We start from the raw sequence: 12,971 nt of genomic DNA, 5'->3' as shown, positions 1-12,971 counted from the left end.
GTTGCACCGACGTGGCGACGGCAAACGCTCTTGGTGGGAGCAGACTAGAACGTCCGGCGGCGCCAATCAATATTTATTCCAGATATTTTTTCATTGGAATATTTTTTCCATTAAGCTTGTACGGAGCCAGTCCCACTACAGTGCATCGTTTCAGCAGGCCACGCCGGCCGTGATGCCGGGGTATTTTTTTGCGCCTACCCTGTAGACTTGCGCCACCCATCAGCGCAACAGACAACAACGCCAGAAGGATTGCCCATGTCCCGCACCGATCCCGAGACCACCCTGGAAGACACTCTCGCCAGCCCTCCGATCAATGCCGAGCGCCTGTTGCAGCTGATCACCGACGAATATGAGAGCCTGCCGCGCCAGCTCAAGCGCATCGCCAGCTACATGAGCCAGCAGAGCGACCGGATCATGGTCGACCGCATCAGCGACATCGCCCGCGAGTGCGAGGTGCACCCGTCGGCCATCGTGCGTTTCTCGCAACGCTTCGGGTTCAGTGGCTTCAGTGAGATGCAGGCGTTGTTCCGCGAGGCCTACACCCACAAGACCACGCCGGTGCAGAACTACCAGCAACGCATCCGCAGCATGATCGCCAACAAGTCGCAGAAGGCCAGCGGCGGCGACCTGGCGCGTGAGTGCGTCAACGCGACCCTGTCCGGTATCGAGCGCCTGGGGCTGGAGTTGGATGATGTCGCGTTCGACAAAGCCGTGGACCTGGTGGTCAACGCCGACAATATCTACGTGGTCGGCGTGCGCCGCTCTTTTGCGGTGGCCGATTACCTGGTCTACAACCTGCAGCACACCAACAAGCGTATTCACCTGATCTCAGGCCTGGGCGGCAGCTATCGCGAACAGATGCGCAGCGTGCGCGCCAACGACTTGGTGATTGCCATCAGCTTCACGCCCTACGGCAAAGAAACCCAGCACTGTTTACGGATTGCCCAGCATCATCAGGCCAAGACGTTGATCATCACCGACAGCAACCTGTCGCCCCTGGCCAAGCGGGCGAACGCGGTGCTGTTGGTGAATGAAGGTTCGTCGTTTGCCTTCCGCTCGTTGAGCGCCACCCTGTGCCTGTGCCAGGCGTTGTTTATTGCGGTGGCGTACCGGCTGGAGTTGAAGGTGGATGAGATTCATGAGCAGGTTGGCTTCGACGACTGAGCATCAACCGATAGGCCGCCGGGATCACAAACAGCGACAACAACGGTGCGGTGAGCATCCCGCCGATCATCGGCGCGGCGATGCGGCTCATGACTTCACTGCCGGTGCCGCCGTCCAGCAGGATCGGCAATAAACCAGCGATGATCACGGCGACGGTCATCGCCTTGGGCCGTACCCGCAGCACCGCGCCTTCGGTGATGGCGGCCAGCAGGTTCCCATCCTTGCGTTCGGCCCAGGCGTTTTTCAGGTAGAGCAACATGATCACGCCGAACTCCGCCGACACGCCGGCCAGCGCGATAAACCCTACGCCTGTGGCCACCGACAAGTTGAAACCCAGCCCGTAAAGCAACCACACCCCGCCCGTCAGTGCGAACGGCAAAGTCGCCAAGATCAGCAGCGCTTCATCCGCCCGGCGGAAGGTCAGGTACAGCAGCACGAAGATGATCAGCAAAGTCGCCGGCACCACCAATTTCAGGCGTTGATTGGCCCGCTCCAGGAATTCGAACTGCCCCGAATAGCTGAGGCTCATGCCCGGTTGCAATTGCACCTGCTGGTTGATCGCTGCACGCAGGTCCTTCACCACCGACGCCAGGTCGCGATCACGCACGTCGATGTAGACCCAGCCGGAAGGCCGTGCGTTTTCGCTCTTGAGCATCGGTGGGCCGTCGCTCACCTTGACCTTGGCCACCGTGCCCAGGGTGATCTGGCTGCCGGACGGCGTGTAGATCGGCAAGTTTGCCAAGGCTGTCACCGAGTCGCGCCATTCCTTCGGGTAACGCAGGCTGATCGGGAAGCGCGCCAGGCCTTCCACGGTTTCGCCGATGGTTTCCCCGCCGATGGCACCGGACACGATCGACTGCACATCGGCGATGTTCAGTCCGTATTGCGCAGCCGCTGCCCGGTCGATATCCACGTCGATGTAACGCCCGCCGATCAAGCGTTCGGCCAAGGCTGAACTGACACCCGGTACGCCCTTGGCGACCTTTTCCACCGCCTGGGTCACTGCGTCGATCTGCATCAGGCTGGTACCGGCGACCTTCACACCGACCGGGCTTTTCACGCCAGTGGCGAGCATGTCGATACGGTTGCGAATCGGCGGAATCCAGATGTTGGTCAAGCCCGGCACTTGCACTACACGGTCAAGTTCCTTCACCAGTTTGTCCGGGGTCATGCCGGGACGCCATTGGTCACGGGGTTTGAACTCGATGGTGGTCTCGAACATTTCCAGCGGCGCCGGGTCGGTCGCGGTTTCGGCGCGACCGGCCTTGCCAAACACATGGGCGACTTCCGGCACCGTCTTGATCAGCCGGTCGGTGCGTTGCAGCAACTCACCCGCGGTTTGCGTCGACAGCCCCGGCAGTGCCGAGGGCATGTACAGCAAGTCCCCTTCGTCCAGCGGCGGCAAAAATTCCCCACCCAGTTTCGAGATCGGCCACAGCGCGCTGGCGACCACCAGCAACGCCACCACCAGGGTCAGGCGCGGCCGACGCAGCACCGCCTCCAGCGCAGGCTGGTAGAGCTTGATCAGGCCGCGATTGAGCGGGTTACGCTGCTCATCCGGGATGCGCCCACGAATCCAGTAGCCCATCAGCACCGGGATCAAGGTCACCGACAAACCGGCGGCCGCCGCCATGGCGTAGGTCTTGGTGTAGGCCAGCGGGCCGAACAAGCGACCTTCCTGGGCCTGCAAGGTGAACACCGGAATGAACGACAAGGTGATGATCAACAGGCAGAAAAACAGCGCCGGGCCGACCTCCACCGCCGCGTCGGTCATGACCTTCCAGTGGTCTTCGCCCTTGAGTTCACGACCCGGATTGGCGTGGTGCCAGGCTTCGATTTTCTTATGGGCGTTTTCGATCATCACCACCGCCGCGTCGACCATCGCGCCGATGGCAATCGCGATGCCGCCCAAGGACATGATGTTGGCGTTGATGCCCTGGAAACGCATGACGATAAACGCAATCAACACCCCCACCGGCAGCGAGATGATCGCCACCAGGGACGAACGCAGGTGCCACAGGAATATCCCGCAGACCAGCGCCACCACCACGAACTCTTCCAGCAACTTGTGGCTGAGGTTGTCCACGGCGCGGTCGATGAGTTTGCTGCGGTCGTAAGTGGTGACGATCTCCACGCCGGGCGGCAGGCTGCTTTTCAGTTGCTCAAGCTTGGTCTTGACGGCGGCGATGGCCTCCCGCGCGTTCTTGCCACTGCGCAGGATCACCACCCCGCCCACGGCTTCGCCCTCACCGTCCAGCTCGCTCACGCCCCGGCGCAGGTCCGGGCCCAGCTGAATGGTTGCCACGTCGCCAAGCGTCACGGGCACATTATTCGCGTCCAGGCGCAAAGGAATCCCGCGAAAATCCTGCAGCGACTTGAGGTAGCCGGACGCCCGCACCATGTACTCGGATTCGCCCATGTTCAGCACCGAGCCGCCGGTTTCCTGGTTGGCTTTGCCGATGGCCTCCACCACCTGTGCCTGGGTGATGCCGCGATTGGCCAGGGCCAGCGGATCGAGCTGCACCTGGTACTGCTTGACCTGGCCGCCGATGGTCGCGACTTCAGCCACATTGGGCAGGGTCTTGAGTTCGAACTTGAGGAACCAGTCCTGCAAGGCACGCAACTGCGCCAGGTCATGCTGGCCGCTGCGGTCCACCAATGCGTACTGGTAGATCCAGCCGACGCCAGTAGCGTCCGGCCCCAACGCCGGTTTGGCCGACGCGGGCAAGCGCGCCTGCAACTGGCTGAGGTATTCCAGCACCCGCGAGCGCGCCCAATACAAGTCGGTGCCTTCGTCGAACAGCACATAGACGTAGCTGTCGCCGAAAAAGGAAAACCCGCGCACGGTCTTGGCGCCCGGCACCGAGAGCATGGTAGTGGTCATCGGGTAGGTGACTTGGTTTTCCACGATCTGCGGCGCCTGGCCGGGATACGGCGTGCGGATGATCACCTGCACATCGGAGAGGTCCGGCAATGCGTCTACCGGCGTGTTTTGCACCGCCCAGACGCCCCAGGCCGTGACAAATAACGTCGCGAGCACTACCAGAAAACGGTTGGCGACTGACCAACGAATCAATAAGGCGATCATGGTTGGATAATCCCGCGCAAACTGGCTTCAGAGTCCAGCAGGAATTGACCGGACGCGACCACCTGCTGGCCCTCCTGCAAACCGCTGCGGATCACCGTCATCTCCTGGCTTTGCGCGCCGACCTCGACATCCACGGGACGGTAATGCCCGCCCTCCTCGGCCAGCATCACCAGCGTACGTTTACCGGTACGGATCAACGCTTCACTGGGCACTTGCAGTACAGATTGCGGGGAGGATTGCGCCAGACGCACTTGGGCGGTCATGCCGGGGCGCAAGCTGCCGTCGGCATTGGGCAGTTCAACGCGAACCTGCACGGTGCGGCTGTCGCCGGCGATGGCCGGCAGAATGGCACTGACCGCCCCCTTGACGACTTGACCCGGCAGCCCGACAAAGCGGCTTTCCACCGCCTGCCCCACAGCCAGCGCCGCGCCTTGGGCCTGCGGCACAGCAACCTGCAACCACAGGCGATCCAGGCCATTGATGCGCGCCAGGGTTTGCCCCGCCGCCATCGTCATGCCTTCGCGCACGTCCAGGGTTTGCACCACACCGCCGATGGGGCTGGTGACGGTCAATACCGATTGCGCACGGCCGCTGCGTTCCATCTGCGCGATCAACCCGGCGGGCATACCGCTAAGACGCAAACGCTGACGCGCAGCCGCCAACAGACTCGCATCCGCGCTCCGGCGCAAGGCCAGGAATTCTTCCTGAGCCGCCGCCCATTCGGGTATCAACAGGTCAGCCAGAGGCGCGCCGGCCTTGAGCACGTCGCCCGGCGCGCGGTCATAAACACGCTCGACAAAACCGCCCGCCCGCGCCTGCACCACGGCGACGTCGCGCTCATTGAAGGCGAGGATGCCAGACAGCTCCAGCGTGGACGCCAACACGCCACGGGTGACCGTAGCCAGGCGCACACCGAGGTTTTGCGCCACACGGGGGTCGATCTGCACGGCGGCGCTGTCTGCGGCGCCTTCGGCGTAACGCGGCACCAATTGCATGTCCATGAAAGGCGATTTGCCGGGCTTGTCGAATTTCTGCTGTGGGTACATCGGGTCATACCAGTACAGCGCCGGTTTGTTGTCGGCCATGGCCGCGACCGGAGCCGGTGCCTGCGCCAGCCAGTAACCAGCGCCCAGGCCGCCGCCCAACAGCGCCACCGCGAGGAGTCGATTAATCATGGGAAGCTTCTCCGTAGGCGAAATACAGCTGCGCGCCAACCAAGGCACGTTGCTCAAGGACATCGATCTGTTTGAAACGGGCTTCGACCAGCTCACGGCGGGCACTGACCAGGTTGAGCAAGTCACCCTTGCCAGCGCGATAACCGGCCAGGCTCAGTGCGACCTTCTCTTCGGCCAGGGGCACCAGACTGTCCTGGCTGCGCTGCACGGCGCGGTCCAGGCGTTGGTATCGCGCCAGGTCATCATCCAGTTGCTGGGTGTGTTCGCGGGTGACCGCTGCGCGCTCGGCGTCCAGTTGATCCAGTTCGGCTTGCTTGGCGGCGATCCCTGGGTTTTGCCGACGACCAGGGAAGATCGGCAGGTCAAAACTCAATTGCAGGCTGACCATATCGCCGTATTCACGCCCACGGTGCTGGTAGTCCACTTCCCAACTCCAGTCCGACGTCTTTTGCGCCTTGGCTTCGCGCAACCGCGCTTCGGCTTCGCGGGTGCGCGGTGCAAAGGCTTGTAGCTCGGGGTGTTGATGCAGGTTATAACGCCCGTCGATGGGCCAGTTGGGCAACTGGCCGCTGGGTGCTTCATTGGCGGCCGGGCCGATCCAGCGCTTGAGCGCCGCTCGGGCCTGAGCGCGTTGCTGGGTCAGTTCGTCTTCACGCCCGGCCAGTTCGGCGGCTTCCTGTCGCGGTATCACCGCATCCGAAGGCTGACCGCGACCACCGGCCAGTTGCGCACGCACGCTGTCTTGCAGCAGGCGGTTCTGTTGGTAGAACTCCTTGAACAAGGCCTCCTTGCGTTCCACCGCATAGGCACGGATCCAGGCCTGAGCCGTGGCCTGGCGCACGTTCAGGCGCTCGATCCGGCCTTCGGCCGCGGTGCGTTCCACCGTGGCATCGGCCAGTTCGATACGCGCCTTGCGCTTGTCGCGGCTGGGCACCTGTTGCTGGATACCGATCATTTGCTCGGTCATGTCATCGCCATAGAGCGTGCCGCGATTGGGCCCACCGATGGGGAAGTTCTGCAGGCCAACCACCAGCTTCGGATCTGGCAATTCACCCGCCGGGATCGCCGCCTGGGTCGCAGCTTGCAGCTTGGCCGACTCAGCAGCGAGCGACGGTGCGTTGTTCTGCGCCAGGCGCAGGGCGTCGTCCAGGGTCAGCGCACTCGCCCACGCCGGCCACGCCAGCACGCCCACCACCAGGGCGCGCACGTAGAGGGGATTCATGTTGAAAATTCCTGTTCCGTTGCGCTGCGCGCCGCATTACGCGGCCCACAGCAAAGCCATCCCGATCAGGGGATGCGTCTTGAGGTGCAACAGGAATCAGGAACGGGGTGGGCGCCAGAGGCCGGACGGCGTGCGGTCTGGGATGAAATCCGAAGAGGCGCTGACGAGCAGCGGATGCGCCAGGGTCAACGGCGCCTTGAGCACCGGCAGGGAGAGTTGCAGCAGGCCGCCAGTCTTGCATTCCTGGCCGGGTTTGCAGGCCTTGCCATGATCAACACCGTCCTGACAGCAGTCCGGGTTCATGTCGGTCATCACTTGCATATCCGACATCTTCATCGGGCAAGGTTCGGTGCTCGACGGCACACCCGCCATCCCGGTCAGGGGAAGCGAGAGGCTTAAAAGCATGACGAGGATGACGCGTAGAAGGCGGCTCATGGGGCGCGAGTCTAGCCAAGCGCGGGTTAAGCCGCTATTAACAATTGCGTGAGAATTCAGCCGTGAAAGCGGATCTGGGCCAGGACCTTACAGCCAAAAGCCGCGCCTGTTGGTTAGGCGCGGCTTGGTTGGGGCGGCTATCAGTGCATGAAGATCGCGATCAGGATGATCACCGGAATAGGCACACCGAGGAACCAAAGCAGTAATGAGCGCATGATGTTCTCCTTGAATTAACGTACGAAGTGTTCGGTTTCGACATACACCACGGCATCGCGACGGCGACCGCCAAAGGTGGCTGCGAAGCTGGCGAAGAACGCGCCGATCAACAGGGCAACAAAGGTCCACAGCGAGGTATAGGCAGCGACCTTGGCGGCGGTATCAGCGGCTTGCTTGGCTTTGAGCTTGGCGTCTTCCACTGCTTTGCGGGCATCGCCGTAGACTTTGTCGATACGCGCTTCGGCATCCGCCTGGCTGAGGTTGGTGCGCTGGCTGATCAACTGGGCCAGGTAGGCACGGTCTTCAGGGGCCAGTTGGCCGTCGTTGCTCAGGGTGCGGGTGAAGATGCGGGCAACCACACCATGGGCGGCGTCATCGCTGACGGCGACCGGACGGTCGTCGCGGAACAGGCTGTCGACGTAGTAGTCGAAGTCGCCACCGTTGACGCCCTTGGCAGCACTGCCGGCGGCTTGGGTGATGCCGCTGGCCGCACCGGCTGCAACGCTGGCACCGGCTTTCACGCCGCCGCTGACGACACTGCTCACCGAACCGACCACCAGTACCGCAGTAATCAGCGTGGCCACAGCCCAGGCCAGGAAACCATGGGCGGTGTCGCGGAAGTACACCTCATCGCCGTGCATATTCGCCCACTTCACCCGCAACCGGCCGGCGATGTAACCGCCCAGCCCGGACGCGACGATCTGGGTAAACGCCAGCCAGACAATCGTGGAAATGCCAAGCCCTTTGGCACTGATGCCGCTGTCAGCCCACGGCGACACCGCCGAAAAGCCCAGGCCGAAGCCCAGCAGTACCAGGATCAGCGACAATGCGGCCGCAGCGGCCGCCCCGGCAAAAATCGCCCCCCAGGAAACCCCGGAGAGCGTGCTCGACTCTTGCAGCGTGGATGAGGATGTGATCATTGTTGTTGTGCTCCAAGGCAGAAAAATAGTGTTACAAGTCTCAAAAGGGACAGTGCAGGCACCATGCCAGTCGCCACAAAAATAAATATCTATATATTTCAACAGGTTAAATAACTTGAACTTCCTAGGACCATGCAAGTTGCAAGAAAGGCCAGTGGCAGGCGGGCGTTATGCATTCCCGAAGGCCAATGTGGCGGTTTTGCCAACATGAAGTTTTATTTAGGAAGCGTTCAGCCATTTCTTGGCAAAATGCCCGTACTTCTAGTGTGAATCGCTCACCAGGTAATCCTATGACCCGTATTTTGACCATCGAGGATGACGCCGTAACGGCCCGCGAGATCGTCGCCGAGCTGAGTAGCCATGGACTGGATGTAGATTGGGTAGACAACGGCCGCGAAGGCCTGGTCCGCGCCGTGAGTGGCGATTACGACCTGATCACCCTCGACCGCATGCTGCCGGAACTCGATGGGTTGGCCATCGTCACCACGCTGCGCACGATTGGTGTGTCGACGCCGATCCTGATGATCAGCGCCCTCTCCGACGTAGATGAGCGTGTACGCGGCCTGCGTGCCGGCGGTGATGATTACCTCACCAAGCCGTTCGCTTCGGATGAAATGGCCGCCCGCGTCGAAGTGCTGCTGCGGCGCAAAAGCACGGTCCAGGAATTCGAAACCGCCCTGCGCGTGGCCGACCTGGAGCTGAACCTGATCAGCCGCGAAGCCAGCCGCGCCGATCAGCCCCTGAGCCTGCTGCCCACCGAATACAAGTTGCTGGAGTTCCTGATGCGCAACACCGGGCAGATCCTGTCGCGGATGATGATCTTCGAGGAAGTCTGGGGCTATCACTTCGACCCCGGCACCAACCTGATCGACGTGCACATCGGCCGTCTGCGCAAGAAGATCGATCCACCGGGCCTCACGCCGCTGATCCGCACGGTACGAGGTTCCGGTTATGTCATTGCTGAACCCCTCTAAGGGCTGGCGCTCTTCCAGCAGCCGTTTGCTGGCGCTGTACAGTTCGTTGTTCGTGGCGTGGAGCTGCATCCTCATGGGGGTGCTGTATTACGAGGTGTCGGGTTACCTGGGCGACCTGTCGCGCCATTCCCTGATGCAGCGCCAGCACTTGTTCCAGCGCTTTGACGGTGAGGAACTGGTGGAAGCCCTGACCACCAGCATGACCTTCGATATGAAGGGCGTGGACGCCTACGGCTTGTTCGACGAGCAATTCCGCCCGTTGAGCGGGCCGATCCGCGCGGTGCCGCCCGACCTGCCGCTGGACGGCAAGATCCACGCCCTGGCCAATTGTGTCGACTCCGACGACCCCAAGTTGCCCAAGGACAGCTGCGACGCCGTCGCCACCCATACCGAAGACGGCCGCTGGCTGGTGCTGGTGCGCGCCAACGGTTCGCTGTTCGGCGTGACCCGCATCATCTGGCATGCCCTGCTATGGGCGCTTTCGTTGACGATTATCCCCGGCGCTGCCGGCTGGCACTTATTGCGTCGACGCCCGTTGCGGCGAATTCGCGGGATCCAGGCCAGTGCCGAAGCCATCGTCGCCGGCGACTTGACCCACCGCCTGCCGCTGTCGAACCGACGCGACGAACTGGACATGCTCGCAGCCATCGTCAACGCCATGCTGGATCGCATCGAGAAGCTGATGAACGAGGTCAAGGGCGTGTGCGACAACATCGCCCACGACCTGCGCACCCCGCTGACGCGCCTGCGCGCGCAGCTGTACCGGATCAAGCAGGAGGCCGAGGCGGAATCGGACTACGCGGTGAAACTGGATGACGCGATTGCCGAAACCGACACCCTGATGGCGCGCTTTCGCGGGCTGTTGCGAATTTCCGAGCTGGAAGACCACCAGCGTCGCTCAGGCTTCTTGGTCATGGACCCGTTGCCGCTGTTGCGCGAGTTGCACGACTTCTACCTGCCCCTGGCCGAAGAAGGCGAGCTGCAATTGCGCCTCGAAACCCCGGAATCCCTGCCGTGGATCACCGGCGACCGCGCCTTGCTGTTCGAGGCCCTGGCCAACCTGTTGAGTAACTCGATCAAGTTCTCCCCGCCGGGCGGCGAAGTGATCTTGCGCGGGGTCAATGATGCGGGCAGCACGCGCATTGAAGTGCACGACTCCGGCCCCGGCATACCCGCGGCGGAACGTGACGCGGTGTTCCAGCGTTTCTATCGTGTGGATGAAAGCGACCAGCAAGGCGGGTTCGGGTTGGGCTTGTCGATCGTGGCGGCGATCATCAACTTGCATGGGTTCAAGTTGGAAGTGGGAACCAGCGAGCAAGGCGGTGCCAGATTAGTCCTGGAATGCCGCCAGCAGCTCATGCCTGAATAACACAAGCACCACAAAACCCTGTAATAGCCGGCAAGCCGGCTCCTACAGGGGACGCGGATCAGCCTGGGAAATTGGCGCGCAACGCCTCCAACCCACCGCTGTAGACACCGGCAAACAACTCCTCCACCGCCGCATCCGTGGTCCCCGCCGCCGGTGTGAACACACCCGACCAGGTCACTTTCGCCGACGATTCGGTCAAGGCCTCAACCTGCAAGGTCGCCAGGTACGCACTCACCGGAAACGGTGACTGCTCGATGGTGTAGCTGTAGGTACGCCCGACGTTGTCAAAACTCTGCAACCGCTCCACCACCACACCGCCGTCGGCAGTTTGCAGGTGACGCACGCGGCCGCCGTCGCTTGGCTCGCTTTTGACAATGAACGGCAGCCAGTCCGGCAGGCTGTTGAAGCCGCCGACCAATTGCCAGACCTGATCGGCCGAAACCGGGATTTCAATCACAGAAGACGCTGTTGCCACGTTAATTACTCCAGAAAATGAAAAACAATTCAGATGGCCATGCTGTCGACCACACCACCGTCGACCCGCAGCGCGGCACCGGTGGTGGCAGATGACAGGGGTGAAGCAATGTACGCCACCAGGTTGGCGACTTCATCCACATTTGCCGCGCGCTGGATGATCGAGGTTGGGCGTGCGTTTCGTACAAATACGTCCGCCTCGTCCCGCGCACTGCGCCCGGATTGTGCGGTGGCGTCCTTGAGCATCTGCTCCAGGCCGTCGGTAAAGGTCGGCCCAGGCAACACCGCGTTTACCGTCACGCCGGTGCCCGCCAAGCGCTTGGCCAAACCATGGGACACCGCCAGGTTGGCGCTCTTGGTCACGCCGTAGTTGATCATGTCCGCCGGGGTCGCCACGCCGGACTCCGACGACAGGAAAATCACCCGCCCCCAGCCCTGCTCGACCATGCCCGGTGTGTAATGCCGCGCCAGGCGCACGCCGGAGATCACATTGACCTCATAAAAGCGTGTCCATTCGCTGTCCGGGGCCTCAAAGAAATCCACATCGTTGAAGATGCCCAGGTTGTTGACCAGGATGTCGGCACGCGGTTCGGCGGCGAAGAGTTTTTCTGCGCCTTCGGCCGTGCCGAGATCCGCCACCAAACCACGCAGGTCCGCGCCGGGAACGGCCTGGCGGATGCTCGCCAAGGCGTCATCCACCTTGCCCGCGTCGCGCCCGATCACCACCACCGTGGCGCCGGACTGCGCCAGCGCCTGGCTGATGCCCAGGCCAATACCGGCCGTGCTGCCGCTGACAATCGCTACTTTGCCGCTTACATCAATTTTCATGGTTGAAACTCCTGAAGTTAAAGCGGCAGTGGTGCGCGATCCGAGATCAATCGGGCGTCGCGCAAGGCCTGCCAGAAGGCTGCCGGGATCTTTTCTGACAACGCTGCAACGTCTTCGGCAATCCTGCCCGGACGGCTGGCACCCGGAATTACCGCCGCCACGGCCGGATGGGCCAGGGAGAATTGCAGCGCGGCGGCTTTCACACTCACGCCGAATGCCTGGGCAATCGCCTTGATCTGCTCGACCTTGCTGATGATCGCCGGGCTGGCTTTCTGGTATTCGAAGTGCGCGCCACCGGCAAGGATGCCGGAGCTGTAGGGGCCACCGACGACGATTTCGACGTTCTGCGCCACAGCCGAGTCCATCAGTCGTTGCAGGGCGCGATCGTGGTCCAGCAGAGTGTAGCGGCCGGCCAGCAAAAAGCCGTCGGGTTGCGCTTCCGTCAAGTCCAAGGTCAATTCGCACGGCTCGACGCGGTTCACGCCCAGGCCCCAGGCCTTGATCACACCCTCTTCGCGCAGGCGGGTCAGCACTTTGAAAGCGCCGGTGCGGGCCTGGTTGAAGTACTCCAGCCACTGGTCGCCATAGAAGTCCTGGGCGATGTCGTGAATCCACACGATGTCCAGGCGATCGGTGTTCAGGCGGATCAGGCTGTCTTCGATGGAGCGCAAGGTGGCGTCGGCGCTGTAGTCGTTGAGCATCTTGTTCGGGCGGCCGTGTTCGAACACGCCGTTTTTTTCGCCGAGGTCTCGGGCGCTGTCTTCGACTTCGTCGAGGATCACCCGGCCGACCTTGGTGCTGAGCACGAAGTCGTCGCGGTTGTACTGCGACAGGGCCTGGCCCAGGCGGATTTCCGAGAGGCCCGAGCCGTAGAACGGCGCGGTGTCGAAGTAACGCACGCCGGCGTTCCAGGCGGCCTCCACGGTGGCCTGGGCCTCGTCTTCAGGAATGGCGCGGAACATGTTGCCCAGCGGTGCGGTGCCAAAGCCGAGCTGGCCTGGGAGTTTGTCTTTCAAGCTCATGATGGATCCTCAATGGGTTCAGGGGTCGCTGTGACCGTTGAGCAGATCCTAGATTGCAGAGATCGGACCGTCCAAGACATACTG

11 protein-coding genes are annotated in these 12,971 nt (G+C 62.3%); 3 read left to right on the top strand and 8 right to left on the bottom strand.

Annotated elements, in window-relative coordinates:
- The first annotated feature begins 255 nt into the window (after positions 1-255).
- Positions 256-1,164, top strand: a complete 909-nt coding sequence (locus ACP7BX_RS29815) for a MurR/RpiR family transcriptional regulator (protein WP_028615857.1) — start codon at positions 256-258, stop codon at positions 1,162-1,164.
- On the opposite strand, the gene ACP7BX_RS29810 is transcribed toward ACP7BX_RS29815, so the two are convergent.
- The 5 genes from ACP7BX_RS29810 to ACP7BX_RS29790 form a co-directional block, all read right to left on the bottom strand.
- The gene (locus ACP7BX_RS29810) at positions 1,094-4,252 is read right to left on the bottom strand and encodes an efflux RND transporter permease subunit (protein WP_426131905.1); all 3,159 of its coding nucleotides are present in this window, start codon (positions 4,250-4,252) and stop codon (positions 1,094-1,096) included. The genes ACP7BX_RS29815 and ACP7BX_RS29810 overlap by 71 nt on opposite strands.
- A complete protein-coding gene (locus tag ACP7BX_RS29805) occupies positions 4,249-5,427 on the bottom strand; it encodes an efflux RND transporter periplasmic adaptor subunit (protein WP_426131907.1) in 1,179 nt (392 codons plus the stop codon). The genes ACP7BX_RS29810 and ACP7BX_RS29805 overlap by 4 nt, the downstream gene beginning before the upstream one ends.
- The gene (locus ACP7BX_RS29800) at positions 5,420-6,649 is read right to left on the bottom strand and encodes a TolC family protein (protein ID WP_426131908.1); all 1,230 of its coding nucleotides are present in this window, start codon (positions 6,647-6,649) and stop codon (positions 5,420-5,422) included. The genes ACP7BX_RS29805 and ACP7BX_RS29800 overlap by 8 nt, the downstream gene beginning before the upstream one ends.
- Positions 6,650-6,745: 96 nt before the next feature.
- Entirely contained in the window at positions 6,746-7,084 is a 339-nt protein-coding gene (locus ACP7BX_RS29795) for a hypothetical protein (protein ID WP_426131910.1), read from the bottom strand.
- A gap of 230 nt (positions 7,085-7,314) precedes the next feature.
- On the bottom strand, positions 7,315-8,220 hold the full coding sequence (locus ACP7BX_RS29790) for a hypothetical protein (RefSeq protein ID WP_177077642.1): 906 nt from the start codon (positions 8,218-8,220) through the stop codon (positions 7,315-7,317).
- A 290-nt stretch (positions 8,221-8,510) separates the two neighbouring features.
- Between ACP7BX_RS29790 and ACP7BX_RS29785 the strand changes: the two genes are divergently transcribed.
- Both ACP7BX_RS29785 and ACP7BX_RS29780 read left to right on the top strand, forming a co-directional pair.
- Complete coding sequence (locus tag ACP7BX_RS29785) at positions 8,511-9,194, top strand: response regulator transcription factor (RefSeq protein WP_010211030.1); 684 nt, start codon at positions 8,511-8,513, stop codon at positions 9,192-9,194.
- Positions 9,172-10,563, top strand: a complete 1,392-nt coding sequence (locus tag ACP7BX_RS29780) for a sensor histidine kinase (RefSeq protein WP_038843468.1) — start codon at positions 9,172-9,174, stop codon at positions 10,561-10,563. Before ACP7BX_RS29785 ends, ACP7BX_RS29780 begins: the two co-directional genes overlap by 23 nt.
- Positions 10,564-10,621: 58 nt before the next feature.
- On the opposite strand, the gene ACP7BX_RS29775 is transcribed toward ACP7BX_RS29780, so the two are convergent.
- The 3 genes from ACP7BX_RS29775 to ACP7BX_RS29765 are packed head-to-tail and all read right to left on the bottom strand — an operon-like array spanning position 10,622 to position 12,887.
- Positions 10,622-11,038 (bottom strand): SRPBCC family protein, encoded by a 417-nt coding sequence (locus ACP7BX_RS29775; RefSeq protein ID WP_177053784.1) that lies wholly within the window; start codon positions 11,036-11,038, stop codon positions 10,622-10,624.
- A 29-nt stretch (positions 11,039-11,067) separates the two neighbouring features.
- The gene (locus tag ACP7BX_RS29770) at positions 11,068-11,865 is read right to left on the bottom strand and encodes an SDR family NAD(P)-dependent oxidoreductase (RefSeq protein ID WP_016975578.1); all 798 of its coding nucleotides are present in this window, start codon (positions 11,863-11,865) and stop codon (positions 11,068-11,070) included.
- A gap of 17 nt (positions 11,866-11,882) precedes the next feature.
- Positions 11,883-12,887 (bottom strand): aldo/keto reductase, encoded by a 1,005-nt coding sequence (locus tag ACP7BX_RS29765; RefSeq protein WP_426131914.1) that lies wholly within the window; start codon positions 12,885-12,887, stop codon positions 11,883-11,885.
- Positions 12,888-12,971 lie beyond the last annotated feature (84 nt).

Origin of the sequence: Pseudomonas sp. DWP3-1-3b3 (assembly GCF_049896305.1) — a bacterium.
Lineage (GTDB): Bacteria > Pseudomonadota > Gammaproteobacteria > Pseudomonadales > Pseudomonadaceae > Aquipseudomonas > Aquipseudomonas azotoformans_A.
The sequence above is the reverse complement of the archived record's forward strand: the minus strand, read 5'-3'. Positions and strand labels throughout refer to the sequence as shown.

What these genes read in the sequence shown, in the direction of transcription:
- ACP7BX_RS29815 (WP_028615857.1), top strand. Translation starts at nt 256, where the DNA reads ATGTCCCGCACCGATCCCGAGACCACCCTGGAAGACACTCTCGCCAGC.
- ACP7BX_RS29810 (WP_426131905.1), bottom strand. Translation starts at nt 4,252, where the DNA reads ATGATCGCCTTATTGATTCGTTGGTCAGTCGCCAACCGTTTTCTGGTA.
- ACP7BX_RS29805 (WP_426131907.1), bottom strand. Translation starts at nt 5,427, where the DNA reads ATGATTAATCGACTCCTCGCGGTGGCGCTGTTGGGCGGCGGCCTGGGC.
- ACP7BX_RS29800 (WP_426131908.1), bottom strand. Translation starts at nt 6,649, where the DNA reads ATGAATCCCCTCTACGTGCGCGCCCTGGTGGTGGGCGTGCTGGCGTGG.
- ACP7BX_RS29795 (WP_426131910.1), bottom strand. Translation starts at nt 7,084, where the DNA reads ATGAGCCGCCTTCTACGCGTCATCCTCGTCATGCTTTTAAGCCTCTCG.
- ACP7BX_RS29790 (WP_177077642.1), bottom strand. Translation starts at nt 8,220, where the DNA reads ATGATCACATCCTCATCCACGCTGCAAGAGTCGAGCACGCTCTCCGGG.
- ACP7BX_RS29785 (WP_010211030.1), top strand. Translation starts at nt 8,511, where the DNA reads ATGACCCGTATTTTGACCATCGAGGATGACGCCGTAACGGCCCGCGAG.
- ACP7BX_RS29780 (WP_038843468.1), top strand. Translation starts at nt 9,172, where the DNA reads ATGTCATTGCTGAACCCCTCTAAGGGCTGGCGCTCTTCCAGCAGCCGT.
- ACP7BX_RS29770 (WP_016975578.1), bottom strand. Translation starts at nt 11,865, where the DNA reads ATGAAAATTGATGTAAGCGGCAAAGTAGCGATTGTCAGCGGCAGCACG.
- ACP7BX_RS29765 (WP_426131914.1), bottom strand. Translation starts at nt 12,887, where the DNA reads ATGAGCTTGAAAGACAAACTCCCAGGCCAGCTCGGCTTTGGCACCGCA.